Source organism: Streptomyces sp. ID05-39B (assembly GCF_033794725.1).
Classification (GTDB): domain Bacteria; phylum Actinomycetota; class Actinomycetes; order Streptomycetales; family Streptomycetaceae; genus Streptomyces; species Streptomyces bobili.
The window spans coordinates 45,391-70,789 of sequence record NZ_JARGEF010000007.1 but is presented as its reverse complement, the minus strand read 5'-3'; the positions used below and the strand labels follow the sequence as shown (position 1 = coordinate 70,789).

The following is a 25,399-nucleotide window of genomic DNA, read 5'->3' as shown; positions in this document are numbered from 1 at the left end:
CCCGCCGAACCCACCCGTCCCGCCGGTGCCTAGTCCTCCCGCCGATGCCGCGGACCGGCGTCCGCGGACTCCGACCCCGCGGCGCCCTTCAGCTCCGCGGCCTTCAGCTCCGCGGCCTTCTCCTCCGCCTCCATCTCGGCGAAGACATCGATCGGCGCGGGCGCCTTCGCCAGGAACACCCAGGTCAGCCACACGGCCAGCAGGAACGGCGGAATCTTCAGCGCGATCAGCACCCACCCGAGCTGAGTGGTATCGGCCCACCAGTACAGCGGGAAGAGAATGGCGCACTTGGCGAGGAGAATCAGCCCCCAGGCATAGCTGGCCTTCGCGTACGCCTTCTTGCGGCCGGGATTGCGGGTCCGCCAGGAGAGGTTCTCCTTGAACACCGGCCCGAGGATCAGCCCGAGCAGCGGAACCCCGCACAGGGTCGTGATGATGTACGCCAGCGACAGCCCCAGCGTGTAGAGCATGCCGGGCAGGTAGAAGTCCTTCGCGTTGCCCGTCATCATCGCGAACACGACACCGAAGGCGACACCGAAGACACCGCTGAAGGCGTGCTTCACGGTGTCCTTCATGGCCAGGCGGACCACGACCAGGACCAACGACACCGCCAGCGCGGCGATCGCCGACATGTGCAGGTCTTTGTTGATCGTGTAGATCGTGACGAACAGCAGGCCGGGCACCACCGTCTCGACCATGCCCCGCACTCCGCCGAACGCCTCGAACAGCGCGGCCTCCGTCACCGCCCGGGCGTCGTCCTGCTGAGTGTCTTCGGTCGGCTTGTCGAGCGACGTCACCGGCTACTCCCTACCAAGGGGTCTCAGTTCGTACTTGGGGTTGAACAGCACGCGGCGGCCCCGGCTCAGCGAGATCCGGCCCGATGCTATGAGCCTGCGCCCTGGCTCTATGCCCACGATGGAGCGTCTGCCCAGCCACACCACGTCCAGCGCGGCGGAGCCGTCGAACAGCTCGGCCTCCAGCGCCGGGACTCCGGCCCGCGGCCGCAGGGTGACCGTGCGCAAGGTACCAGTAACCGTCACGACCTGGCGGTCCTGGCAGTCTCCGATCCGTGTGCAGCCCGCGGTCTCGGCGTCCTCGCGCAGCTCCTCGGACTCCAGATCCTCCTGCGAGGAGGAGAGCCGATCGAGCATGCGCCGGAACCGGCCGGCCGGCTTCTCGGAACGAGGAACAGCACTCATACCTGAAGCGTACCGGGACGCCCCTCCGGGCCCGAACCCGCGTGCCGGCCCTCACCTGGCCCCGCTGCTCCGGCCCCCGGACCGGTCCCGGCCCCGGTCCCGTTCCGGTCCCTCGGGGGCACACCTCGTGGCTCACTTCTCGAATCGGTACCCCATCCCCGGCTCCGTGATGAAGTGCCGGGGATGCGACGGATCGGCCTCCAGCTTTCTGCGCAGCTGCGCCATGTACACCCGCAGGTAGTTCGTCTCCGTCCCGTACGACGGCCCCCACACCTCCTGGAGCAGCTGCTTCTGTCCGACCAGACGGCCGGTGTTGCGCACCAGCGCCTCCAGCAGATGCCACTCGGTGGGGGTGAGCCGTACGTCCTTGCCGTCTCTGTTGACCTTCTTGGCGCCCAGGTCGACCGTGAACCCGGCAGTCTCGACCAGGGCCTCGTCCTCTCCCCCGCCCGCGGGTTCGGCCCGGCGGACGGCGGCCCTCAGCCGGGCCAGCAACTCGTCCATGCCGAAGGGTTTGGTGACGTAGTCGTCGGCGCCCGCATCAAGGGCCTCGACCTTCTCGTCCGAGGAGTGCCGGGCGGACAGCACCAGGATCGGCACCCGGGTCGAGCCGCGCAGCCCCTTGATCACTTCGACGCCGTCCATGTCGGGCAGCCCCAGGTCGAGCACGATCACGTCCGGGTGACGGGCGGCGGCGAGCCGGAGCGCGGTGGCCCCGTCGTGTGCCGCGTCGACCTCGTACTTACGGGCCTGGAGGTTGATCACGAGGGCGCGCACGATCTGCGGTTCGTCATCGATCACAAGCACCCTCGTGGCGCTCTGCGGGGTCCCCCCGGTCGAGCTCATGAAGCCTGCCTTTCTGGTTGTGCGGGGTGTTCCTGGCGCCGGCCGCCTGCGGTGGGGGGCGCGAGTCCGGTGGACGGTCCCGGCCGGTCCGCGCCGCGGTCCTCGGCCGCACGTACGGTGAGCACCATGGTCAGTCCCCCGCCCGGTGTGTCCTCGGCACCGAGCGTCCCGCCCATCGCCTCGGCGAAGCCGCGCGCGACCGCGAGGCCCAGGCCCACCCCGGCTCCCCGGGGAGCGTCACCGTACCGCTGGAAGGGCTCGAAGATCCGCTCCTTGGCGTCGTCCGGCACTCCCGGCCCACGGTCCACGACCCGGACCTCGACCCGGCCGGCGAGGGCACTGGCCGACACGAGCACGGGGGTGCCGTCCGGGCTGTACTTCACCGCGTTCTCGACGAGGTTGGCGACCGACCGCTCCAGCAGTCCGGCATCCACGGCGACCATCGGCAGCGTCTCCGGGACGTCCAGCGTCACGCTGCCCGCCGGGACCCCGCCGAGCGCCATCGGCACGACCTCGTCGAGATCGGTCTCCCGGATGATCAGCGTGACGGTGCCGGTCTGGAGGCGGGACATGTCCAGGAGGTTCCCGACGAGGTGGTCGAGCCGGTCGGCGCCGTCCTCGATGCCTTCGAGCAGTTCCGCCCGGTCTTCCTCGGACCAGGCCACGTCGTCGGATCTCAGGCTTGTCACCGCCGCCTTGATCCCGGCCAGCGGGGTGCGCAGGTCGTGGCTGACGGCGGCCAGCAGAGCAGTGCGGATCCGGTTGCCCTCGGCGAGGGTGCGGGCCTGGTCGGCCTCCTCCTGAAGGCGCCGCCGGTCCAGCACGACGACTGCCTGCGCGGCGAAGGCGGCCAGCACCCGCCGGTCCTCCGCGGGCAGCACCCGCCCGGTGAGTGCCAGTGCCAGACGGTCCCCGACGGGCACGTCCACATCGGCGTCCTCCGGCCGCTCCACGGGAGGCCCTGCGCCGACCCGGCCCGCGCAGGTCCACGGCGCCAGGTGGTCCCCGCGCTCCAGCAGGGCCGCCGACTCCATGCCGAAGGTCTCCCGCACCCTCTCCAGCAGCGCCTCCACGCTGGTCTCGCCGCGCAGCACATTGCCCGCTAGGTAGGAGAGGATCTCCGACTCCGCCCGGAGTCTGGCGGCCTGGTGGGTGCGCCGGGCGGCGAGGTCCACCACCGACGCCACGGACACCCCGACCCCGACGAAGATCACGATGGCCACGATGTTCTTCGGATCGGCGACGGTCCAGCGGTGCAAGGGCTCTGTGGAGAAGTAGTTCAGCAGCAGGGAGCCGAGGGCCGCCGAGGCCAGCGCCGGCAGCAGGCCGCCGAGCAGCGCCGCCGCGACCGTCACGGTGAGAAGCAGCAGCATGTCGTTGGCCAGACCGAGGTCGACCGCGCCGAGCAGCACCGTCATCAGCGGTGGGCCGGCCAGCCCGACCGCCCAGCCCCACATGATCCGGGCCCGCCCGAGCAGCGCCCCCCTGGCCACCGGGAGGCCCCGCCCCTTGGCCGCCTCCTCATGGGTGACGATGTGCACGTCGAGGTCTGGCCCCGAGTCGCGCGCGACCGTCGCACCGACGCCGGGCCCGAAGACGTACTGCCAGGCCTTGCGGCGGGAGGAGCCGAGGACGATCTGTGTGGCGTTGGCTCCGCGGGCGAAGTCGAGGAGGGCGGCCGGAACGTCGTCGCCGACGACATGGTGGAAGGTGCCGCCGAGGTCTTCCACGAGCGTGCGCTGCACGGCCAGTTCCTTGGGTGAGGCGGAGATGAGGCCGTCACCGCCCGCGATGTAGACGGCCAGCACTTCACCGCCGGCGCCCTTCTCCGCGAGCCGGGCGGCCCGCCGGACCAGCGTCCGCCCCTCCGGGCCGCCGGTCAGCCCGACCACGATCCGCTCCCGCGAACCCCAGATCGCGGACACCCGGTGCTCGCTGCGGTACTGCTTCAGGTGCTCGTCGACCCGGTCGGCGACCCACAGCAGGGCAAGTTCCCGCAGGGCGGTGAGGTTGCCCGGCCGGAAGTGGTTGGACAGGGCCGCGTCGACCTTGTCCGGTGCGTAGATGTTGCCGTGTGCCATGCGGCGGCGCAGGGCCTGCGGCGACATGTCGACCAGCTCGATCTGGTCGGCGCGGCGTACGAACTCGTCCGGAACCGTCTCGTGCTGCCTGACCCCCGTGATCGACTCCACGACGTCGCCGAGGGACTCCAGGTGCTGGATGTTCACCGTGGAGATCACGTCGATGCCCGCGCCGAGCAGCTCGTCCACGTCCTGCCAGCGCTTGGCGTTGCGTGAGCCAGCAACGTTCGTATGGGCCAGCTCGTCCACGAGGGCGACCTGGGGGCCGCGGACGAGTACCGCGTCCACGTCCATCTCGGTGAGGACGGCAGCCCTGTGGTCCAGCTGCCGTCGGGGAACTTCCTCCAGGCCGTGCAGCATCGCTGCCGTACGCGGCCGGTCGTGGTGCTCGACGAACGCCACCACGCAGTCCGTACCCCGTTCCACACGCCGGTGGGCCTCGGACAGCATCGCGTACGTCTTGCCCACGCCCGGTGCCGCGCCGAGGTGGATGCGAAGCTTGCCGCGTGCCATGTCCTCATTGTCTTCCGCCGACTCCTGCCTGCGCAGCGTCGACCTTACGGCCGACGACATGGACAAAGGGAGTGAGAAGGACGACATGGGATCCCTTTGACGCAACCCTGACGCGGCGGACACCTGGCAGGTCGACCCGGTCATACGCTCTCCCCTCGATTCCTCGTCGCTCCCTCTCCGCTTCCCCTCACCACTACATCGGACGGGACCCCCCGAACGGTTCACGTCGGAGGGTCCCGGTTTCACCTGCTGTGCGGATGCCGTCGCCGGCACGCTGCGACGCCCTCTCTCACACCGTGCTGTCCCCGTGCGTGAGCGTCTCCCAGGCGAGGAAGAGATTGTTGCTGCCCGCCGGGCGGTTCTGGAGGGTCAGCGTCTCGGTGTTCGTCATCGCGATGCCGAGCCGGTTGTGCAGCGCGTTGTAGCCGACCTCCGTGACCGGACCGAGGCCCAGCTTCAGGGAGCCACCGCACAGCCAGCTCGGTGCGGCCGTGCCGAGCTGATACCTGGCGTGGAGACCGAGAGCGTGCCGCAGACGTTCGCCGACATCGGTGCCGTACAGGTCCTGGCCCTGGATCCGGCTGGTCTCGGCGATGTGCGCGATCGCCGAGATGCCGTACCCGGTGTGGGTGAAGTCCCGGCAGGTCTCCTGGCTCAGGCCGTTGACGAAGGTGGACTGGCCCTGCCAGTAGGCGACGATCTTCGCCCGGGTGTCGAGGTTCTGGCTCGGTACGATCCTCGGCAGATCGCCGTCGGACGCGAGGTAGACGTAGGCGGCGGTGCGGGTGCGGAACCTCGCCATGGCCTTGTCGTAGGACGCCTTGTCCTCCAGGAAGACGGAAATGCCGACCGCGGCCTCCATCATCGACAGTTCCCAGTTGCCGTTGGAGTTGGAGCCGTTGATGACCTCCGGGAGGTAGACGTCGCGGAGCATGCCGGCGAAGCGCCCGGAGCCGGCCCAGATGCCGGAGTACGTGTGCTTGATGATCTCGGCCGCCTTGGGCCAGGACGAGCCCGCCCAGCCGGTCTGGAGGGGCGCGTTGCTGTTGGTGTGGTCCTTGATCACCGCGGACCAGGCGTCCATCAGCTCGATGGCCTTCTTCGCGTGCCGCGCGTCGCCCGTGACGTACCAGGCCAGCGCCTGGGTGTAGGCGGCGATCGCGTCCTCGCGCTCGTCCGTGCAGCCGTTGTTCGGGTTGGAGTACGAGCCGCACTCGACGACCGCGCGCGGCTTGGGGGCGCGGTTCAGGTCGGCGTACCTGCTCGCGAGCATCCGGTCGTAGGCGCCCTTCCAGGGCTGGGCGCCGGCATCGACCTGTCGGCGGGCGAAGTCGAGCTGGGCCCGGGAGACGGTGACACCGGGGTGGGCGAAGGCGGCGGGTGCGGCCTCGGCGCGGGTGGTGGCGGGTGCGGCGAGGGTGCCCAGGAGGAGGGCGGTGACGGTCACGAGGAATGTGGGTCTACGCACGGCGACTCCGTTCTCGTATGTGAACAAAGAGCGCCCTTATGAACTAGGCGTTGAGCGGAGACCGTAGGTACAGACCAATGCGGCGTCAAGAGTGCGCGCACGCCGAAAGGGCCGCACCCCCGGAAGGGATGCGGCCCTTTTCTGTGGCTGCCGGCCGGGCGGGCCCGCTAGCGGACTTCCGTGATCTCCGGTCCGCGCTGCAACTGACCCATGCCGCCGGAGAAGCGGGAACCCGCGTCCTCCTGCTGAACGGTCTCGGGGACCATCTGAGCGTCGTTCGGCAGCTTCAGGACGATCGGGTCGCGAGGCGCCATGGGGCCCTCGCCGCGGACCACGACCGTGTCCCGGAAGATCTGCTCCAGCAGACCCGCGGCCTGCGGCTGCACCGCGCCCTGCCCCGAGATCACCCCGCGCAGGAACCAGCGGGGACCGTCCACGCCGACGAACCGCACGACATGGAAACCGCTCGTGCCGTCCGGCAGCTGCACCGGCACCTGTGCCCGCAGCTCCCAACCCAGCGGACCCTCGACCTCGTCGATGATGCCGCCCTGCTGCGTGATGCCGGAGCCGATCTCCTCGCGCACCTCACCCCAGATGCCCTCGCGCTTGGGAGCGGCGAAGGCCTGGAGCTGGATGGCGCTGTCGCGCAGCACGACGGTCGCCGCGACGATCGCGTCACCGGCGACCTCCACCCGCAGCTCCATGCCGTCGACACCGGGCACGAAAAGGCCGCCCAGATCGACGCGGCCCTCTGCGGGGTCACGCACCTCCGAGCTGTCCCAGGGTCCGTCGGGCCGCGGCTCCGGCTCCAGCCGTACGCGCTCGCGTCCGCCCTCTGCCTCGTCCGTCTCGTCCGCCTCAGTGTCGACGCTGTCGACGACCTGCTCGGCCTCGCCGGCCGCGTCCTCGGCGGCACCCTTCTTCTTGCGACGTCCGAACACGTCACTGTCCTTCCCGGTCGGATACGACCGAAGCGTATCGATTCCCACCCGTCGCGCCGCCCACGGCGGCATGACCGTTTGTGCCGCTTCCGCCGTCCACGGCGGCGTGGCCACCGGTGGACCCGAAGCCCCCCTCGGCCCGCACCGAGTCGGGAAGCTCCGCGACCTCCTGGAAGCGGACCTTCTCGACCTGCTGGACAACCAGTTGGGCAATCCGGTCGAAGCGCTCGAACCGCACGGACTCGCGCGGGTCGAGATTCACCACGATCACCTTGATCTCCCCACGGTACCCGGCATCAACCGTCCCCGGGGCATTCACGAGGGCGACGCCGCACCGGGCGGCCAGCCCCGACCGGGGGTGCACGAAGGCCGCGTACCCCTCGGGCAGCGCGATGGACACCCCTGTGGGCAGTACGGCCCGCTCCCCGGGCACCAGTTCACAGTTCTCGGTGGTCCGCAGATCGGCACCGGCGTCCCCGGGATGCGCATACGTCGGAAGCGGCACGTCAGGGTCCACGCGCCGGATCAGCACGGGGACGGGCTCACGGCTCACGGGTTCACCTCGAAGGCGCGGGTGCGCCGGACCTGGTCCGGGTCGCTCATGGCGGCGTCGATCTCCGCCTGACGGCCGTGCTCGACGAAGTGCTTCACGTCGACCTCGACGAAGAGAGCGTCCGCGCGGACGGCGACGGGGCCCGCGGGCCCGCCGATCCGGCCGGTGGCGGTGGAGTAGATCTTCCGTCCGGCCACGGCCGTCACCTCGGCCTCGAGATACAGCGTCGTACCGACGGGTACGGGCCGCGCGAAGTCGGTCTCCAGCCGTCCGGTCACGGCGATCGTGCGCAGCAGCCAGTTCAGCGAGCCGAGCGTCTCGTCGAGCGCGGTGGCCAGAACTCCGCCGTGCGCCAGGCCTGGCGCCCCCTGATGTGCGGCCTGCACGGTGAACTCCGCGGTGACGGTTACACCCTCGCCGGCCCGCGCCTCCAGGTGCAGCCCGTGCGACTGCCCGCCGCCACACCCGAAACAGTGTTCGTAGTGCGCGCCGAGAAGCTCGCCGGGCGCGGGCGCATCGGGGTGCCGGACCGGTTTCACGGCGCCGGCCGGAGGTTGAAGAGCTGCGGAAGTACCACTCACAGCCGCAGACCTTACCCGCCCGCCAGTCGCCCACCCGCACCCCGACCGGCAGCGCTGTCCGCGGGCCACCCTGATCCGGGCACGGTCCGGCCACCGTGCCAAGCTTGGGTGCATGCAGCTCTCCGCCACCCCCTACGACGAACGCCTCACCGCTCCCCGCTCCTGGTGGTTCATCTCGTTCCTCGTGGGCGTCGCCTTCGCCCTGATCCTGCTGCCGTTCGGCACCCTGCCGTTGCTCGGCGGCCTGGTCGGCGGCACCGCCGTGGCGGCCGTCGCGGCCAGTTCCTACGGCTCGATGCGCATCCGCGTGGTCGGCGACTCCCTGATCGCGGGAGAGGCGAAGATCCCGGTTGCGGCACTGGGTGAGGCGGAGGTGCTGGACGCTGAGGAAGCGCAGGCCTGGCGTACGTACAAGGCGGACACCCGGGCGTTCCTGCTCCTGCGCGCGTACATCCCCACCGCGCTGCGTGTGGAGGTCACCGACCCGTCCGACCCGACGCCCTACCTGTACCTGTCCACTCGTGAACCGCAGCGGCTGGCCGAGGCGCTGCGAGCGGCGCGAGAGAGCGCCGCGTAGGCAGGTCTGGCGGGACGTGCCGGGCGGGCCACTGCGGCGCAGGAAAAGGCTTCTCCGCCGCGCGAAGACTTCCCTCAGCCCCCGAGTTCCCGGGGATCGTCCCGCAGGGGGAGCGGGTGCTCCGGCTTCTCCAGGGGCGGCAGCTCGGGCAGCGCGTCCCACGGCACCTGCATCCTGCGCAGGTCCGCCCGGACCTTGACGGCCAGTTTCCTGGTGTCCCGGCGGTTCATGAGCGCACCCACGGCCGCCCCCACCAGGAAGGGCATGAGGTTCGGCAGGTCGCGGACCATGCGCTTCATGATCTGCTGCCGCAGCTCGCGCTTCATCTGGCCGCCGAGCGCGGAGTTGAACGAGGCGGGTTTGAGTACGTCCACGCCGCGTTCGCCCGACCATGAGCGCAGGTAGGCAGTGCTGCGTTCGACGAGGTTGCCGGCGGGGCGTACGCCGTAGACCTCGTGCAGTTCGGCGATCAGTTTCAGTTCGATCGCCGCCACGCCGCTGATCTCCGCGGCGATCTCGGCCGGCATCGCCGGCGGTACGGGCAGCATGGCCGCCGCGCCGATGCCCGCTCCCACGGTGGACGTGGCCTTCGCCGCGCCCGCCACGAGCTTGTCGGCGAGCTGCTCCGGCCCGAGTCCGGGGAACTGTCTGCGGAGCGTACGAAGATCCCGTACGGGGATCCGCGGGGCCATCTCGATGATTCGGTCGGCGAGGTGGGCGAGGCCCGCCCTGGCGCGGCTGCCGCCCCTGCGGGCGCCTTCCCTGGCCAGGTCCGCCGCCTTGTGGCGGATCACCGCGGCCCGTCGCCTGGCGACGGGCGCGGCGCCCGGAGCCGGGAGGTCACCCCGGTCGCCCGCCGCTTCGAGCGAGGCCGATCCCGCAGGGACAACTCCCTTGCCGGATGAGCCTCGCTCGTCGTCACGCACGCCGTGAGGGCCGTCGGACGGCCCCTTGTCCGCTCCCGACAGGAGGAAGCGGCGCTTCCGAGGAGGGGTCGAGCCAGTCACGGCCGACCCTCCCTCAGTCGCAGTCGCGGCAGATCGGCTGGCCGTTCTTCTCGCGGGCCAGCTGGCTGCGGTGGTGCACCAGGAAGCAGCTCATACAAGTGAACTCGTCCTGCTGCTTGGGCAGAACCCGGACAGCCAGCTCCTCATTGGAGAGGTCTGCGCCGGGCAGCTCCAGGCCTTCTGCGGCCTCGAACTCGTCGACATCGACTGCGGAGGCGGACTTGTCGTTCCGCCGGGCCTTCAGTTCTTCAAGGCTGTCGGAGTCAACGTCGTCGTCGGTCTTGCGTGGGGTGTCGTAGTCGGTTGCCATTTCGCCTCTCCCCCTCTGGGTATCTGCGGTGTCTCCAGCGCACGTAACGCGTGAGAGGCCGGACTTGTGCCCGCCTCGAGGCGGAGATTTTGCCTCACATCAAGGTCTGTTACTCAATCGACACCCAACCGGACTCCTCAAGAGTGATCGGCTTGGATGGCGATCGGGACCGTACACGGTCCTAATGCCGCAGTTCAAAAGCGCCTCACCGTGTACTTCCCGTGATCAGGACCCCGGAAAACCCGGAGTTTCCGGGCTTTCCGACAGCATTCATGATCACGGAGAGTAGATGGCCGGAAATTCGCCCTTGTGATCGATCACACACGGGAAAGCCCGATCAAGGCCCTAAAAATTCCGCTTAAAGCGAACAAGCCCATGTGTGTCGCGGCATGATCTCAGAGCGGCAGGCTGACTCGCATCACGAGCCCTCCTCCCTCGCGCGGCTGAGCCGCGATATGGCCGCCGTGCGCCCGTGCCACGGAGCGCGCGATCGACAGGCCGAGCCCGACGCCCTTGTCACTGCCCGTACGCTCCGTGCGCAACCGCCGGAAGGGCTCGAAAAGATTGTCGACCTCGTACGCGGGTACCACCGGGCCCGTATTGGACACGACGAGGACCGCCTGGCCGTGCAGAACCTCAGTGGTCACCTCGACCCAGCCGTCCTCCGGGACGTTGTAGCGCACGGCGTTCTGCACCAGGTTAAGCGCGATCCGCTCCAGCAGGACGCCATTGCCCTGTACGACCGCGGAATCCCGCTTCCCGCGGATCTTCACACCCTTCGCCTCCGCCTCGCCGTGCACCTGGTCGATGGCCTGCCCGGCGACCTCCGCGAGGTCGACCGGCTTGCGCTCGACGATCTGGTTGTCACTGCGGGCGAGGAGCAGCAGGCCCTCCACGAGCTGCTCGCTGCGCTCATTGGTGGCCAGCAGCGTCTTGCCGAGCTGCTGGAGCTCCACCGGCGCGTTCGGGTCGGAGAGGTGCACCTCGAGGAGCGTGCGGTTGATGGCCAGCGGCGTTCTCAGCTCGTGGGAGGCGTTGCCGACGAAGCGCTGCTGGGCGGTGAACGCGCGCTGCAGCCGCTCCAGCATGTCGTCGAAGGTGTCGGCCAGTTCCTTCAGCTCGTCGTCCGGCCCGTCCAGTTCGATACGGCGGGACAGGTCCGAGCCCGCCACGGAACGCGCGGTGCGCAGGATCCGGCCGAGCGGGGCCAGCACCCGGCCGGCCATGGCGTAACCGAACGCGAACGCGATCACGGCGAGTCCGAGAAGGGCCAGCAGGGAGCGGCTGAGCAGGTCGTCCAGGGCGTGCTGGCGCTGCTGGTTGGCGCACTCGTTCATCGCCCGGTTGAGCTCGCTGGCGGTCGGCTCGTTGGGGAAGTTGCAGATGTCGCTGGCGACCTGCCCGGTGAGGATCTTGAAGGGCAGTTCACTGCCGACGTTCAGCGCGTTCGCCGCCAGCAGGTAGATGATCGACAGCAGCAGGATGCCGGCGATCAGGAACATTCCGCCGTACAGCAGCGTGAGCCGTATCCGGATGGTGGGACGCAGCCAGGGGAACGGGGCCTGCGGCCTCCGGGGGTCCCAGGTGGGCTTGGGGGGCGCCTGGGGAGGCGCCGGAGTGGTGGCCATGGGTTCAGATCCGGTAGCCGGAACCGGGGACGGTGACGATCACCGGCGGTTCGCCGAGCTTGCGGCGCAGGGTCATGACGGTCACGCGCACGACGTTGGTGAACGGGTCGGTGTTCTCGTCCCAGGCCTTCTCCAGGAGCTGCTCCGCGGAGACGACGGCGCCCTCACTGCGCATCAGCACCTCCAGGACGGCGAACTCCTTCGGGGCGAGCTGCACCTCTTTGCCGTCACGGAAGACCTCGCGGCGGTTCGGGTCGAGCTTGATGCCGGCGCGCTCCAGGACGGGGGGCAGCGGCAGGCTGGTACGCCGGCCGAGGGCTCGCACGCGTGCGATCAGCTCGCTGAAGGCGAAGGGCTTGGGGAGATAGTCGTCGGCGCCGATCTCCAGGCCCTCGACGCGGTCGCTGACGTCACCGGACGCCGTGAGCATCAGCACGCGGGTGGGCATACCCAGCTCGACGATCTTTCGGCAGACGTCGTCGCCGTGCACGAGCGGGAGGTCACGGTCGAGGACGACCACGTCGTAGTCGTTGACGCCGATGCGCTCCAGGGCGGCCGCGCCGTCGTACACGACGTCGACGGCCATGGCCTCCCGGCGCAGTCCGGTGGCCACCGCATCGGCGAGCAGTTGCTCGTCCTCGACGACGAGTACGCGCACGTCGCTTGTCCTTCCTGTGTCCACCCGCGTAGCGCGCTGTGGGCGCACGCAGGCGGGGGCTTGGTGAGTGTGGTCCTCCATCCTGCCCTTTTCGGCCATAAGTCGGCGGTAAGACGGGTGGGAGGGCCATGAAGCACGGGTGTGAAGCCTGGGAATGCCAGATTTTCTCGTCGGGTTGAGGTTTCTGCGGAAGGGAGCGGGGGGAGGACGGCTTTACACCCCGCGATCACGCTCTGCATGTGCCGTAGCACCATGCGGCACGCCGCGATCCGCTTGCCGCAGAGTGGGCGTGGGTGTCCGGCACCGTCGCCGCCCGGCTGGGCAGCGCTGGGCACCTACGGAGACGTGATCGCCCCTTCCCAACCGGCACACCCCCGTGCCACAGACCCACGACCCAGGACGAGGGGGCGCAGCATGGACGCATTCACCGCAGGACTTCTGCAGCGCATAAGGGCGACCGAGTCCGACCTGACGCGGGCTCGCAACGAGGGCGACGACTTCCTTGTGGAGGTCGAGCAGGGCGAGCTCGACGACCTGCGCCGTCTCGCCGCCGAGCACGGCGTGCAGGTCGGTGTGACGACGGCCTGAACAGGTCACCCGCACGACGGAGGGGCCCCGGCGAATCCAGCGCCGGGGCCCCTTCGTGTGTCCGCGCCGCACGCCTGGCCACGAGCCCGGTAGGACACGGTGTCGTGCGCTCAGTCGTGCCAGGCGCCGAAGTCCTCCAGGAGCCGCTGGAGGGGCTCGAAGACGCCGGGGGTACCGGCGATCGCCAGCTCGCGTGAGGGCCCCTCTCCGGGGCGTCCACCGGTCATGGCGCCCGCCTCCCGGGCGATCAGGTCGCCCGCCGCGAGGTCCCAGGGATGCAGACCCCGCTCGTAGTACCCGTCGAGGCGGCCGACGGCCACGTCGCACAGGTCGACGGCCGCCGAGCCGCTGCGCCGGATGTCGCGCAGCAGCGGGATCAGTCGCTGGGCGACGTCGGCCTGGTGGGCGCGGACCGCGGTGACGTAGTTGAAGCCGGTGGAGACCAGTGCCTGCTCCAGCGGTGCCGCCGCCCGGCAGGCGATGCTGCGCTCGCCCTCCCAGGCCCCGGTCGCCCAAGCGCCGCCGCCGCGCACCGCGCGGTACGTCTCACCGCGCATCGGGATCGCCACGACCCCTGCGACGGTCTCGCCGTCCTGCTCCGCGGCGATGGAGACGGCCCAGGTGGGCAGCCCGTAGAGGTAGTTCACGGTGCCGTCGAGAGGGTCGATCACCCAGCGGATGCCGCTGCTGCCCTCGCGGGCGGCGCCCTCCTCGCCGAGGAAGCCGTCATCGGGGCGGTGCTCGGAGATCAGGCCGGTGATCAGCTTCTCGGCCGCGATGTCCATCTCGGTGACGACGTCGATGGGGCTCGACTTGGTGGCGGCGACCGCTAGGTCGGCCGGGCGGCCGTCCCGCAGCAGGTCGCCGGCCCGGCGGGCGGCTTCCCCGGCCAGTTCGAGCAGTGCGGTGTGCAGGGGGTCGGTCACGGCGCTCCTCATGCGTACGGGCTGTCGGCGCCCGCGGCGGCGGGCTTGGGGGCCCGCGACGGACAGCAGCCGACGGGGCAGAGGTCGTGGCTCGCGCCGAGGGCGCCCAGGGCGCACGGGGTGACGGCCCGGCCGCTCTCGGCTGCGGCGCGCTCCAGGACCAGTTCGCGGATCGCGGCGGCGAAGCGCGGGTCGGCGCCGACGGTGGCCGAGCGGCGCACCGGCAGGCCCAGTTCCCCGGCCTTGGCCGTGGCCTCCGTGTCGAGGTCGTAGAGGACCTCCATGTGGTCGGAGACGAAGCCGATGGGTGCCATCACCACGGCCGGTGCCCCGGCGGCGTGCCGCTCCTCCAGGTGGTCGCAGATGTCGGGCTCCAGCCACGGGATGTGGGGGGCACCGGAGCGGGACTGGTAGACGAGCTGCCAGGGGTGGTCGACGCCGGTGCGCTCGCGGACGGCGTCGGCGACGAGCCGGGCCACGTCCAGGTGCTGCGCGACGTACGCGCCGCCGTCCCCGTGGTCGTCGACGGGGCCGGAGGTGTCGGCGGCCGCCGTCGGGATGGAGTGGGTGGTGAAGGCGATGTGGGCTAGGTCCCGGACGTCCTCGGGAAGATCGGCGAGAGAGCGGAGCACACCGTCGATCATGGGCTCCACGAAGCCGGGGTGGTTGAAGTAGTGCCGCAGCTTGTCGATCTTCGGCGGTTCCAGTCCCTCGGCCTCCAGGGCGGCCAGTGCGTCGGCGAGGTTCTCGCGGTACTGGCGGCATCCCGAGTACGAGGCGTAGGCGCTGGTGGCGAGGACGAGGACGCGCCGGCGGCCGTCGGCGACCATCTCGCGCAGGGTGTCCGTCAGGTACGGGGCCCAGTTGCGGTTGCCCCAGTAGACCGGCAGGTCGAGCCCGTGGTCCGCGAAGTCCTTGCGCAGGGCGTCCAGCAGGGCGCGGTTCTGGTCGTTGATGGGGCTGACCCCGCCGAACAGGAAGTAGTGCTGCCCGACTTCCTTGAGGCGTTCCTTGGGGATGCCGCGCCCGCGTGTCACGTTCTCCAGGAACGGGACCACGTCGTCCGGGCCTTCCGGTCCGCCGAAGGAGAGCAGGAGCAGGGCGTCGTAGGGGGTGACATCGAGCGCGTCTGGCATGTCTCGATCCTGCCACCCGTCACCGACGGCCCGGAAACGCCGGGTGGCGTGCCGGTGCGGCTCCCGCCCGGAGGGGCGCACGAGGAGTGCGTTAGGGTCGCCTAACTCGTAAGCTGTATCAGCTGCAGACGCGCCTTACCGGCCCGGCAGCACTCGTTGCATGACCTACCGCGCCCCCGCAGAGCCACCTCTTCATCACGCAGTGCCGAGCCGCCACGCACGCGTGACCGGACCCGACGGAGACTTCCGTGCCCAGCCCCTACCGCGCCCTGTTCGCCGCCCCGGGCTCCAGGCGTTTCTCCGCCGCGGGGTTCCTCGGCCGCATGCCGCTGTCGATGATGGGCATCGGCGTGGTCACGATGGTCTCCCAGCTCACCGGCCGCTACGGCCTCGCGGGCGCCCTCTCGGCGACCATCGCGCTGTCGGCGGCGGCCATCGGGCCGCAGATCTCGCGCATGGTGGACCGGCACGGGCAGCGCAGGGTGCTGCGGCCGGCCACGCTGGTCGCCCTCGTCGCGTCGGCGGGGCTGCTGCTGTCCGCGCACTTCGAGTGGCCGGACTGGGTGCTGTTCGTGTGCGCCGCCGCCATCGGTTCCGTGCCCTCTCTCGGCGCGATGATCCGGGCCCGCTGGGCGGCCGTGTACCGGGGGACCCCGCAGCTGCACACCGCGTACTCCTTCGAGTCCGTGGTGGACGAGGTCTGCTTCATCTTCGGCCCGATCATCTCCATCGGTCTGTCCACGGCCTGGTTCCCGGAGGCCGGTCCGCTGCTGGCGGCCTGCTTCCTCGCCGTCGGCGTCTTCTGGCTGACCGCACAGCGGGCCACCGAGCCCGAGCCCCACCCGCAGGAACACAAGGGCGGCCGTACGGCGATGCGCTCGCCCGGCCTGCAGGTGCTGGTGGCGACGTTCGTGGCGACGGGGACGATCTTCGGGGCGGTCGACGTGGTCACCGTCGCCTTCGCCGACGAGCAGGGACACAAGGCCGCGGCGAGTGTGGTCCTGGCCCTGTACGCGGCCGGTTCCTGTGTGGCGGGTCTGGTCTTCGGACTGCTGCGCCCCCAAGGAAGCCCCGAGCGACGCTGGTTGCTGGGCGTGTTCATGATGGGCGTGAGTATGATCCCCCTCCTACTGGTCGGAAACTTGCCGTTTCTGGCCGTGGCGCTCTTCGTCGCGGGTCTCGCCATCGCTCCCACGATGATCACGACGATGTCCCTCATCGAAGAGCACGTACCACGCGCGCAGCTGACCGAGGGCATGACCTGGGTGAGTACCGGGCTCGCGGTCGGGGTGGCGCTGGGCTCCTCGATCGCCGGCTGGGTCATCGACTCGGCGGGCGCGCGGGCAGGGTACGGGGTTCCGGCGGTGTCCGGGGCCGTCGCGGTCGCGGTCGGTTTCCTCGGGTACCGCCGGCTCAGCAGGCCGGCGCCGGGTCGTGGAGGCACCGTTGAGCAGCACAGCGAGCGGGAAGAGCGGCACGTGGCGTAACTGGGGCGGCAATGTCGCCTCCCGCCCCGCGCGGGAGGTCACGCCCGCCTCCGTCGACGAGCTGGCCGCGGCCGTGCGCCGGGCGGCCGAGGACGGGCTGACGGTCAAGGCGGTCGGCACGGGCCATTCCTTCACGTCGATAGCCGCGACGGACGGCTTGTTGATACGTCCTCAACTGTTGACCGGAATCCGCAACATTGATCGCGAGGCCTTGACCGTCACGGTCGAGGCGGGAACTCCGCTCAAGAGACTCAACGTGGCCCTGGCACGCGAGGGGCTGTCTCTCACCAACATGGGCGACATCATGGAGCAGACCGTCTCCGGGGCCGTCAGTACGGGCACCCACGGCACCGGCCGCGAGTCGGCCTCCATCGCCGCGCAGATCAAGGGCCTGGAGCTGGTCACCGCGGACGGCTCGGTGCTGAACTGCTCGGAGAAGGAGAACCCGGAGGTCTTCGCGGCGGCCCGGATCGGTCTGGGCGCCCTCGGTGTCATCACCGCGATCACCTTCGCCGTGGAGCCGCTCTTCCTGCTCACCGCTCGCGAGGAACCGATGCCGCTCGACAAGGTCCTCGCCGACTTCGACGAGCTGTGGGCCGAGAACGAGCACTTCGAGTTCTACTGGTTCCCGCACACGGGCAGCACCAACACCAAGCGCAACAACCGCAGTGCGGGCCCGCGCAGGCCGATGGGGCAACTGGCCGGCTGGTTCGAGGACGAACTGCTCTCCAACGGCGTCTTCCAGGCGGCCCAGTGGGTCGGACGGGCGGTGCCCGCCACGATCCCCGCCATCGCCCAGGTGTCCAGCAAGGCGTTGTCCGCGCGCAGCTACACGGACATCCCCTACAAGGTCTTCACATCACCCCGCCGGGTCCGGTTCGTGGAGATGGAGTACGCCGTACCGCGCGAGGCGGTGACGGAGACACTGCGCGAACTGAAGGCCATGATCGAGCGCTCTCCCCTGCGCATCAGCTTCCCCGTGGAGGTGCGCACGGCGCCGGCCGACGACATCACCCTGTCCACCGCATCCGGCCGTGACAGCGCGTACATCGCCGTCCATATGGTCAAGGGTTCGCCGTACCAGGGCTATTTCACCGCCGCCGAGCGCATCCTCACCGCCCACGAGGGCCGGCCGCACTGGGGCAAGATCCACACGCGGGACGCGGAGTACCTAGCGGGGATCTACCCGCGTTTCGGCGAGTTCACGGCGTTGCGGGATCGACTGGATCCTGACCGGCGCTTCCAGAACGACTACCTGCGGAGGGTTCTGGGGCAGTAGCGGCCCCAGTCGGCGGGGAAGCCACCTGCGGTCCTGTTCCCGGCTCGCGGTCGACTCTCAGCGGGCTCCGGTGATGTCCTGCCGCCTCCGTCGTCCTGCTCGATCAACCGACCGCACGAGTAAGGCACGCACGAACGAAATCGAAGGTTCCGCTTCCGGTGATTACGTGAAGTACGCCACGTCCAAGATCGCGGAAAGCGCTTGCCAAATCGTCAAGTCGCACCCCGCGCCAGAAGTTGGGCGGCGAGCCAATCCACGCAGGTGGCCCGAATGGAGTACTGTTGCGAGCCCTGGGTCCGGTCTCCCACCAGGACGTCCGGAGCCTTGACGGACTGCCAGGAGGGGGCCGGTTGCACAGGGTTACGGAGTTGGTCACTTAGCGTGGCGAATTGATAACCGTGCCATAACGGCGATCAAGGACCCACGTGCGACACGCCGGGCAACTCGGCAAGGTTGTGGCAGGCTGCACCCGGGCAGGCCACACTCGACTAGCGGAAGCAGCGACGCACGTGACGTCGGCAGGCACCACCCGGGAGGTCCCCATGCCCGAACTGCGTGTCGTGGCCGTCTCGAATGACGGCACACGGCTGGTGCTGAAGGCTGCGGACAGCACGGAGTACACGCTTCCGATCGACGAGCGTCTGCGCGCCGCGGTCCGCGGCGACCGTCCCCGCCTCGGCCAGATCGAGATCGAGGTGGAGAGCCATCTCCGCCCCCGCGACATCCAGGCGCGCATACGTGCCGGTGCGACCGCGGAAGAAGTCGCCCAGATGGCAGGGATCCCCGTCGACCGCGTACGCCGCTTCGAAGGCCCCGTGCTGGCCGAGCGCGCGTTCATGGCCGAGCGGGCCCGCAAGACTCCGGTCCGCCGCCCGGGGGAGAACGCCGGGCCGCAGCTCGGCGAGTCCGTGCAGGAGCGGCTGACCCTGCGCGGTGCCGAGAAGGACACCGTCCAGTGGGACTCCTGGCGCCGCGACGACGGCACCTGGGAGGTCCTGCTCGTCTACCGGGTCGCGGGTGAACCGCATTCGGCGAGCTGGACGTACGACCCGCCCCGGCGGCTCGTCCAGGCCGTCGACGACGAGGCGCGCTCGCTGATCGGCGAGTCCGACGACCTCGCCGCGCCGGAACCCAGCTTCCCGTTCGTCCCGCGCATCGCCCGGCTGCCCCGCGACCGCACGATGGACCGTGCGCTCGACCGGCAGAGTCCGCCCGCACCGCCCTCCGAACCGACCGAGGAGAGCACCGGCGAGCGGGAGCGGGACTCGCTCACCAGCCTGCTGGAGGCGGTGCCGAGTTTCCGGGGCGACATGGTCGTCCCGGAGATCCCCTCCGAGGAACCGGAGGAGCCCGCGGAGGAGCAGGCTGCCGAGGAGCCCCCGGCGCCCGCCGCGTCCGCCGGTTCCGCCTACGCGGACGTCCTCATGCCCCGCTCGGTGGGCAGCCACCGCGACCGTCTCATCGGCTCCACCGACCGCCAGGCCGAGGCCGACGGCGTCCGGCCCGGGCGCCGTGCCGCGGTGCCCAGCTGGGACGAGATCGTGTTCGGCACGCGGCGCAAGAAACAGGAGTGACGGGAGCGGGCCGCCGTACGGCAACCCGGCCTCGCCGTCCGCCGGTTCGCCTAAGTCCGTTCGCATACACCTTCATACGTGCGAAGGGGCCGCACCCGTTCGGTGCGGCCCCTTTTTCGTGTCCTGCGCGACAGAGTTGCCGTGTTCCGCGCGACCCAGTTGCCGTGCTTCAGCGCGACAGGGCTACCGGGGGTCCGGCCCCACGGCGACCGGACGGGACGGATCCGAGGACCACTCCGACCACGAACCGACGTACAGGGCCGCCGGGATCCCCGCCACCGCGAGTGCCAGCACCTCATGTGCGCCGGAGACGCCGGAGCCGCAGTACACGCCCACCTCAGTGCCGTCCGACGCCCCCAGCGACTTGAAGCGGTCCCTCAGGTCCTCGACGGGCAGGAAGCGGCCGTCCGCACCGACGTTGTCCGTCGTCGGCGCCGACACCGCGCCGGGAATGTGCCCGCCGACGCGGTCGATGGGCTCCACCTCGCCGCGGTACCGCTCGCCCGCGCGCGCGTCGAAGAGCACGCCGGAGCGTGCCAGCGCCGCCGCCGCGTCCGCGTCGAGCAGCCCCGCCGTCCCGGGGCGCGGCTCGAAGTCGCCCTCCGCGGGCACCGGTACGTCGGCCGACAGGTCCCCCCGCCAAGCCGTCAACCCGCCGTCGAGGACCCGCACATCCGGGTGACCCGTCCAGTGCAGCAGCCACCACGCGCGGGCCGCCGCCCAGCCCTGTCCGCCGTCGTACACGACGACCGGCCGCGCGGCCGACACGCCCACCCGGCGCATCGCGGCGCCGAACTCCGCCAGGTCCGGCAGCGGGTGACGGCCGCCCGCACCGGACGTCCCGGCCAGTTCCCGGTCCAGGTCGACGTACACGGCGCCCGGTACATGACCTGACGCGTAGGCGGCGCGGCCGTCGAACGGCGGCTCGCCGGCCGCCTTCGCCACGCTCAGCTGCCAGCGGACGTCCAGCACGACCGGCGGGTTCTCCCCCGCCAGGGCGCTCGCGAGTTCGGATGCGGAGATGATGACGTTCATGGCCCCATCCTCGCGCACGGGGTGGCCCCACCGTCCAGGTCCGGCTACTCTGCTCGGCCGGACAGGCTCGATCACCACGCGTATGGGATCGGGCACATGCAGTGCAGCCGATCAACATCCTTCGGCAATCGCACAAAAACGGATGAGGAACCGCACACCGGGCATCCTCCCGACATGCCCGCCACGGTGCGGCGGCGCGCCCGGAGCGCGCGGCACCGTGGGTGGTGCGAGCATCGGCCCGGGGGCCGGAGTGCGGAAGCGACGCGGCCACCGCGAGTGGCCGAGGAGAGAGTGACGATGCCCGAGGCACGTGGGCCGGCCGGCCTGAACGGCGAAGCGCACACTCGGTACGCGCCCGGCACACCCTGCTGGGTGAGCCTGATGGTGCATGGATTGACGGCCACGCAGGAGTTCTACGGCGAGTTGTTCGGCTGGGAGTTCCGACCCGGTCCGCAGCAACTCGGCCCGTACGCACAGGCCCTGCTCGACGGCCGTGAGGTGGCCGGCATCGGCCGGCTTCCCCCGGACCGCCATCTCCCCCTGGCCTGGACGCCCTACCTCGCCTCCGACGACGCCGACACCACTGCGGAAACGGTGCGCCTGAGCGGCGGCACGATCGGCGTCGGTCCTCTGGACGCCGGCGAGGCCGGACGCCTGGCCATCGGTTCCGACCCGGCCGGCGCGGTCTTCGGCATCTGGCAGGCGGCGGACCACCTCGGCACGGACATCACCGGCGTGCACGGCACCCCCGCCTGGAACGAGCTGCTGACCTTCGAATCGGCGGGCGTCGTCAAGTTCTACGAGACGGTGTTCGGCTACCGCCGGGAGACGGCGGGGTCCGAGGACTTCGACTACGTCACCCTGCACCTCGCGGACCGCCCGGTCGCCGGAGTCCACGGACTGGGCAACACGCTGCCTCGCGACCGGGGACCGCACTGGATGACGTACTTCGAGGTGGGCGACACGGACGAGGCGGTCGCGCGGGTCGTCGGCCTGGGCGGACAGGTTCTCGCGCCTGCCCATGACAGCGCGCACGGGCGCGTGGCGACGGTCGCCGACCCCGAGGGAGCCCGCTTCGCCCTGATCCAGGTACCGCGCTGACCTGACGCGCACATGTCGCTGCCGGCGCGGAGTGGAGGCGGAGGCGGAGGCGGAGGCGGGGAGTCCCGCACGGGGACGGGCCTGTTCCGGTCTCCCCGAAGGCTCCGGACCGAAGGCGACGACCCCGACCGTTGGCCCGTCGTGATCCAGTCCTTCGACGGCGAGGACATCCCCTGCGACTGCCAGACCGCCGAGTTCGTCTGCCGCGTCCTCACCGGACCGGACCACCCGTTCACGATGGCCCACTATTTCGACACCCACTGGTTCATGAGCTACGCGGAGGTCGACCGACCTCTCACCCTGCCCCGCCGACAGCACGGAAAGAGCCCTGCCTGTTCGCCTGACGGTCCGTGAACTGCGGTGCGCCTGCGCCGTGAACGCTTCCGAAACGGTGGTCGGCAGCCGGGATCGCGCGAGAAGATGGCCGGCATGACGGATGACGGCTCCCCGATCGACCCCACCCGGCCGAGCATCGCCCGCGTCTACGACTATCTGCTCGGCGGTAAGGACAACTACGCCGTGGACCGACAGGTCGGCGACGTGTTCAAGCGGGATCTTCCCGGTTCGCTGGCGATCGCCTTCGCCAACCGCGCGGCTCTGACCCGCGCGGTCCGGGAGATCGCGACGACCACCGGCGTACGGCAGTTCATCGACCTCGGCAGTGGCCTTCCCACCGCGGACAACGTCCACCAGGTCGCACAGCGGCACGCTCCGGAGTCCCGGGTCGTGTACGTCGACATCGACCCCCAGGTACTGGTCCACGGGCGTGCCCTGCTGGAGCAGAACGAGCGGACCCGGGTGGTCCCGGCGGACGTACGCGACCCCGAGGCCATACGCAGGCACCCGGAGACCCTGGAGCTGATCGACTTCGACCGGCCCGTCGCCGTGATGTTCAGCGCCATCCTTCACCACGTCAACGACGAGGAGGACCCGGCCGGGATCGTCCGCTACTGGCGCGACCAGGTGCCTTCCGGCAGCTACTTCTTCGTCAGCCACTTCCGTTCCGGCAACAACCCCGAGACGGCGGAGGCCGAGCGGGTCCTCCAGCAGACGTTCGGCCGTGGCCGGTGGCGCACCGATCAGGAGATCGAATCCCTTTTGGAGGGTCTGGAGATCCTCGCCCCTGGAATGGTTCCCGCGCCCCGGTGGCGTCCGGAAGTGGTGAACAGCCCGTGGAACGGGGGCGGTGAAGGGGAGCTCACCGTCTGGGAGCATCTCATCACCGCCGGACTGGCCCGTAAGCCGTAGGAGGCGCCCCCGCGCCGGAGCAGCAGACGGAGCGGCAGCCGTGGCGGGGCCTTCTGACAGCGGGATCCGGGCCGTCGTGCCGGACGCGAGGGCGGCACGACGGCCGTCCGCGCGGTGAGCGTCGCGGTCGCCGGGTCAGCCGGAGTTGACCGGCAGTACGTCCGGGGACAGGACCGCCGCGTGGGCCGACGCGGCCGTCATGCGGCGCCGATGGTGGCGTCGGCACAGGACCTCGTAGCCGACCGTGTCCGCCTGGTCGACGTCGCCGATGACGACCTGGGCGCCCTCGACGACCATCACTCCCCCGACCGTGCGCGCGTTGTGCGTGGCGCGGGCGCCGCACCAGCACAGGGCCTCGACCTGGAGGACCTCCACGCGGTCGGCCAGCTCCACGAGCCGCTGGGAGCCGGGGAACAGCTTGGAGCGGAAGTCGGTCGTGATCCCGAAGGCGTAGACGTCGATCTCTAGGTCGTCGACCACGCGCGCGAGCTGGTCGATCTGCTCCTCCGCGAGGAACTGCGCCTCGTCCGCGATCACGTAGTCCGCACGGCCGCCCTGCGAGAGGTGGTCGACGAGGTAGCCGTACAGGTCCTGGCCGTCCTCGACCTCCACCGCGTCGGTCACCAGGCCGAGGCGGGAGGACAGCTTGCCCTCACCCGCGCGGTCGTCGCGCGTGAAGATGATGCCCTGGAGTCCGCGCGCGGAGCGGTTGTGCTCTATCTGGAGAGCCAGCGTGGACTTCCCGCAGTCCATGGTTCCGGAGAAGAACACCAGCTCGGGCATGGGAAGTCGAGCACCTTTCGGTGGGGGCGGGGTGGCATGGGCGGGGCGACGGACTTCAGGAGCGTACTTCGAGCAGCGGGACGAGCTGTTCGGCCGGGGTCATGGAGCCGTGGTTGCCGACCATGGCCGACTCCTTCGGCTCGCGCTCCGAGGCGATGAGCAGGACGTCGTCCCGGGCGGCCGCGATCACGTCGCCGAGGCGGCCGTACACGCGCTCGTCGATGTGCGGGCCGAACCAGCCGGCGGCGATCGCCTCGTCCCGCGAGGCCACCCAGAACTGCTCGCCGAGAACCTCCCGCCAGCAGGTCAGGACGTCGTCCTGGGCACCCGGTACGGCGTAGACGTGACGGGCTCGGCCCTCTCCGCCCAGCAGGGCGACGCCGGCACGCAGCTCCCAGTCCGCGTCGAAGTCGAAACGATGGTCCTCGTCGAAGGGCACGTCGACCATGCCGTGGTCGGCGGTGACATAGAGCGCGCTGCGCGGCGGGAGCTGCTCGGCGAGGCGCTGGACGAGCCGGTCGACGTACATGAGCTGGCCGCGCCAGGGGTCGGAGGAGACGCCGTAGCGGTGTCCGGCGCCGTCGAGTTCGGCGTAGTAGGTGTAGACCAGGGAGCGGTCGCCGGCCGCGAGCTGCTCGGCCGCGAAGTCCATGCGCTCCTCGCCGGTGAGGCGCCCGTGGAACGTGCCGCCGCTGAGCGCGACCTTGGTGAGCGGGGTGTTCTGGAAGTGGGGCGAGGACACCTGCGCGGCGTGCACCCCGGCCGCGTCGGCCAGCTGGAACACGGTGGGGTAGGGCTGCCAGGCCTGCGGGGAGGTCCACGGCTGCCAGCGGAGCTGGTTCATCAGCTCGCCGGTGGCCGGATCGCGCACCGTGTAGCCGGGCAGGCCGTGCGCGCCGGGCGGCAGCCCGGTGCCGACGGAGGCGAGCGAGGTCGCGGTGGTCGCCGGGTAGCCGGCGGTGAGCGGGCGCCCGGTGCCGCCGCGGGAACTGCCGAGGAGGCTGTGCAGGTAGGGCGCCTCGTCGCGGTGGGCCTTGATCTGCTCCCAGCCGAGGCCGTCGATCAGGAAGACGCAGTTGCGGTCGGCCGGGGTCAGTTCAGGGATCGCCGCGGTCATGTCCTCGACGCCCATGCCGGCGGCGAGCGTGGGCAGCAGGTCGGCGAGCGAGCCGGAGCCGTACTCGGGGACGGGTGCGGAGGAGACGGCGAGGGGTTCCGGGTCGTCCCAGACGGCGGGCTGGGCCATTACGCGGTCAGATCCGCGGTCGCCTCGGAGAGCGACTGGGCGAAGGCGAGGGTCTGGCGCACCGTGTCCGGGCCGTCCCCGGCCTCGCTGACGCGCAGGCTGAGGTCGTCGGCCGTCGAGCTGCCTGTGTAACCGTGATCGGCGTCGCAGTTGGGGTCGCCGCAGGCGGCGGGCTCCAGGTCGATGCGGGAGACCGCGCCCCAGCCGATCGTCAGCACGACCTCGCGCGGCAGGCTGCCCGGCGTGTACGACTCCGGGTTGGCGACCACGCGGCTGAGGACCACCGAGGAGATCCGGCTGAGCTTGACGGACTCGGTGGACGTCGTGGCGTACGGCGTCGGGGAGGTGGTGTCGGCGGCCTGCTCGTCGGTGTGGCTGACGATGAAGCGGTTGCCGGTGAGAACCAGCACGGTCACGTGCCGGCGCACTTCGTTCTGGTCGAACGTGGTCTCCTGGTGGACCAGGTACGACCGGACGGGCTCGCCGCCGACGGCGGCCTCCACCGCCTCGGCCACGAGGGCCGGGTAGTAGCCGCTGCGCTCGATCGCCGCACGCAGCCCCTGGGTCGTCGTACTGGTCTTGGCCATGCCCTCCATCCTACGGGGACCCACTGACTGCGAGGGACCGGTGACGG

The 25,399-nt window shown here is 70.6% G+C and carries 26 protein-coding genes; 8 read left to right on the top strand and 18 right to left on the bottom strand.

Annotation, left to right across the window (positions count from 1 at the left end; all coding sequences use genetic code 11):
- Positions 1–29 precede the first annotated feature (29 nt).
- From P1P75_RS03620 to P1P75_RS03585, 8 genes are all read right to left on the bottom strand, one after another.
- Positions 30–797 carry a DUF3159 domain-containing protein gene (locus P1P75_RS03620; protein WP_319251732.1) on the bottom strand — a complete coding sequence of 256 codons (768 nt, stop codon included), beginning with the start codon at positions 795–797 and terminating at the stop codon, positions 30–32.
- Positions 798–800: 3 nt separating this feature from the next.
- Entirely contained in the window at positions 801–1,199 is a 399-nt protein-coding gene (locus P1P75_RS03615) for an OB-fold nucleic acid binding domain-containing protein (RefSeq protein ID WP_319251730.1), read from the bottom strand.
- A gap of 132 nt (positions 1,200–1,331) precedes the next feature.
- On the bottom strand, positions 1,332–2,045 hold the full coding sequence (locus P1P75_RS03610) for a response regulator (protein ID WP_319251728.1): 714 nt from the start codon (positions 2,043–2,045) through the stop codon (positions 1,332–1,334).
- Entirely contained in the window at positions 2,042–4,639 is a 2,598-nt protein-coding gene (locus P1P75_RS03605) for an ATP-binding protein (protein WP_319251726.1), read from the bottom strand. Before P1P75_RS03605 ends, P1P75_RS03610 begins: the two co-directional genes overlap by 4 nt.
- Positions 4,640–4,928: 289 nt before the next feature.
- Positions 4,929–6,107: an alginate lyase family protein gene (locus tag P1P75_RS03600; RefSeq protein WP_319251724.1), complete on the bottom strand. Its 1,179-nt coding sequence runs from the start codon at positions 6,105–6,107 to the stop codon at positions 4,929–4,931.
- Between the two features lie 167 nt (positions 6,108–6,274).
- Positions 6,275–7,048 (bottom strand): DUF3710 domain-containing protein, encoded by a 774-nt coding sequence (locus P1P75_RS03595; protein WP_073492337.1) that lies wholly within the window; start codon positions 7,046–7,048, stop codon positions 6,275–6,277.
- A 1-nt stretch (position 7,049) separates the two neighbouring features.
- Positions 7,050–7,601 (bottom strand): dUTP diphosphatase, encoded by a 552-nt coding sequence (dut, locus tag P1P75_RS03590; RefSeq protein ID WP_319251721.1) that lies wholly within the window; start codon positions 7,599–7,601, stop codon positions 7,050–7,052.
- On the bottom strand, positions 7,598–8,182 hold the full coding sequence (locus P1P75_RS03585; protein ID WP_319251719.1) for a PaaI family thioesterase: 585 nt from the start codon (positions 8,180–8,182) through the stop codon (positions 7,598–7,600). Before P1P75_RS03585 ends, dut begins: the two co-directional genes overlap by 4 nt.
- 112 nt (positions 8,183–8,294) lie before the next feature.
- Here P1P75_RS03585 and P1P75_RS03580 point away from each other — a divergent pair, with 112 nt between their 5' ends.
- Entirely contained in the window at positions 8,295–8,759 is a 465-nt protein-coding gene (locus P1P75_RS03580; protein WP_319251718.1) for a DUF3093 domain-containing protein, read from the top strand.
- A 74-nt stretch (positions 8,760–8,833) separates the two neighbouring features.
- Here P1P75_RS03580 and P1P75_RS03575 read toward each other — a convergent pair whose 3' ends face one another.
- The 4 genes from P1P75_RS03575 to P1P75_RS03560 all read right to left on the bottom strand — a co-directional run bounded on the left by P1P75_RS03575 (position 8,834) and on the right by P1P75_RS03560 (position 12,362).
- Positions 8,834–9,766 (bottom strand): hypothetical protein, encoded by a 933-nt coding sequence (locus P1P75_RS03575; protein WP_319251716.1) that lies wholly within the window; start codon positions 9,764–9,766, stop codon positions 8,834–8,836.
- A 13-nt stretch (positions 9,767–9,779) separates the two neighbouring features.
- Entirely contained in the window at positions 9,780–10,076 is a 297-nt protein-coding gene (locus P1P75_RS03570) for a DUF4193 domain-containing protein (RefSeq protein ID WP_003993510.1), read from the bottom strand.
- A gap of 395 nt (positions 10,077–10,471) precedes the next feature.
- Positions 10,472–11,704, bottom strand: a complete 1,233-nt coding sequence (locus tag P1P75_RS03565; RefSeq protein ID WP_319251714.1) for a HAMP domain-containing sensor histidine kinase — start codon at positions 11,702–11,704, stop codon at positions 10,472–10,474.
- Positions 11,705–11,708: 4 nt separating this feature from the next.
- Entirely contained in the window at positions 11,709–12,362 is a 654-nt protein-coding gene (locus P1P75_RS03560; protein ID WP_020125132.1) for a response regulator transcription factor, read from the bottom strand.
- Between the two features lie 414 nt (positions 12,363–12,776).
- Here P1P75_RS03560 and P1P75_RS03555 point away from each other — a divergent pair, with 414 nt between their 5' ends.
- A complete protein-coding gene (locus P1P75_RS03555) occupies positions 12,777–12,950 on the top strand; it encodes a hypothetical protein (RefSeq protein WP_167396212.1) in 174 nt (57 codons plus the stop codon).
- 110 nt (positions 12,951–13,060) lie between these two features.
- Here P1P75_RS03555 and P1P75_RS03550 read toward each other — a convergent pair whose 3' ends face one another.
- Positions 13,061–13,876 carry an inositol monophosphatase family protein gene (locus P1P75_RS03550; RefSeq protein WP_319251712.1) on the bottom strand — a complete coding sequence of 272 codons (816 nt, stop codon included), beginning with the start codon at positions 13,874–13,876 and terminating at the stop codon, positions 13,061–13,063.
- An 8-nt stretch (positions 13,877–13,884) separates the two neighbouring features.
- A complete protein-coding gene (locus tag P1P75_RS03545; protein ID WP_319251710.1) occupies positions 13,885–15,012 on the bottom strand; it encodes a ferrochelatase in 1,128 nt (375 codons plus the stop codon).
- 248 nt (positions 15,013–15,260) lie between these two features.
- On the opposite strand from P1P75_RS03545, the gene P1P75_RS03540 reads away from it, so the two are divergent.
- From P1P75_RS03540 to sepH, 3 genes are all read left to right on the top strand, one after another.
- On the top strand, positions 15,261–16,499 hold the full coding sequence (locus P1P75_RS03540; protein WP_319251708.1) for an MFS transporter: 1,239 nt from the start codon (positions 15,261–15,263) through the stop codon (positions 16,497–16,499).
- Positions 16,459–17,778 carry a D-arabinono-1,4-lactone oxidase gene (locus P1P75_RS03535; protein WP_319251706.1) on the top strand — a complete coding sequence of 440 codons (1,320 nt, stop codon included), beginning with the start codon at positions 16,459–16,461 and terminating at the stop codon, positions 17,776–17,778. The genes P1P75_RS03540 and P1P75_RS03535 overlap by 41 nt, the downstream gene beginning before the upstream one ends.
- A 542-nt stretch (positions 17,779–18,320) precedes the next feature.
- Positions 18,321–19,352 (top strand): septation protein SepH, encoded by a 1,032-nt coding sequence (gene sepH / locus P1P75_RS03530; RefSeq protein WP_319251704.1) that lies wholly within the window; start codon positions 18,321–18,323, stop codon positions 19,350–19,352.
- Between the two features lie 183 nt (positions 19,353–19,535).
- On the opposite strand, the gene P1P75_RS03525 is transcribed toward sepH, so the two are convergent.
- Entirely contained in the window at positions 19,536–20,387 is an 852-nt protein-coding gene (locus P1P75_RS03525; protein ID WP_319251702.1) for a sulfurtransferase, read from the bottom strand.
- Positions 20,388–20,684: 297 nt separating this feature from the next.
- On the opposite strand from P1P75_RS03525, the gene P1P75_RS03520 reads away from it, so the two are divergent.
- The 3 genes from P1P75_RS03520 to P1P75_RS03510 all read left to right on the top strand — a co-directional run bounded on the left by P1P75_RS03520 (position 20,685) and on the right by P1P75_RS03510 (position 22,736).
- The gene (locus tag P1P75_RS03520; protein WP_319251700.1) at positions 20,685–21,488 is read left to right on the top strand and encodes a VOC family protein; all 804 of its coding nucleotides are present in this window, start codon (positions 20,685–20,687) and stop codon (positions 21,486–21,488) included.
- A 141-nt stretch (positions 21,489–21,629) separates the two neighbouring features.
- Positions 21,630–21,842, top strand: coding sequence for a hypothetical protein (locus P1P75_RS03515; RefSeq protein WP_319251698.1), 213 nt, complete (start codon positions 21,630–21,632; stop codon positions 21,840–21,842).
- Positions 21,843–21,917: 75 nt separating this feature from the next.
- Positions 21,918–22,736 carry an SAM-dependent methyltransferase gene (locus tag P1P75_RS03510; RefSeq protein WP_319251696.1) on the top strand — a complete coding sequence of 273 codons (819 nt, stop codon included), beginning with the start codon at positions 21,918–21,920 and terminating at the stop codon, positions 22,734–22,736.
- 135 nt (positions 22,737–22,871) lie between these two features.
- Here P1P75_RS03510 and P1P75_RS03505 read toward each other — a convergent pair whose 3' ends face one another.
- Genes P1P75_RS03505 through P1P75_RS03495 form a run of 3 tightly spaced genes read right to left on the bottom strand, consistent with a single transcriptional unit; the run spans position 22,872 to position 25,361 of the window.
- Positions 22,872–23,519, bottom strand: coding sequence for a thymidine kinase (locus tag P1P75_RS03505; RefSeq protein ID WP_319251694.1), 648 nt, complete (start codon positions 23,517–23,519; stop codon positions 22,872–22,874).
- A gap of 55 nt (positions 23,520–23,574) precedes the next feature.
- Positions 23,575–24,765 carry an alkaline phosphatase family protein gene (locus P1P75_RS03500; RefSeq protein ID WP_319251692.1) on the bottom strand — a complete coding sequence of 397 codons (1,191 nt, stop codon included), beginning with the start codon at positions 24,763–24,765 and terminating at the stop codon, positions 23,575–23,577.
- Entirely contained in the window at positions 24,765–25,361 is a 597-nt protein-coding gene (locus P1P75_RS03495; protein ID WP_086772802.1) for a DUF5998 family protein, read from the bottom strand. Before P1P75_RS03495 ends, P1P75_RS03500 begins: the two co-directional genes overlap by 1 nt.
- Positions 25,362–25,399: the final 38 nt, after the last annotated feature.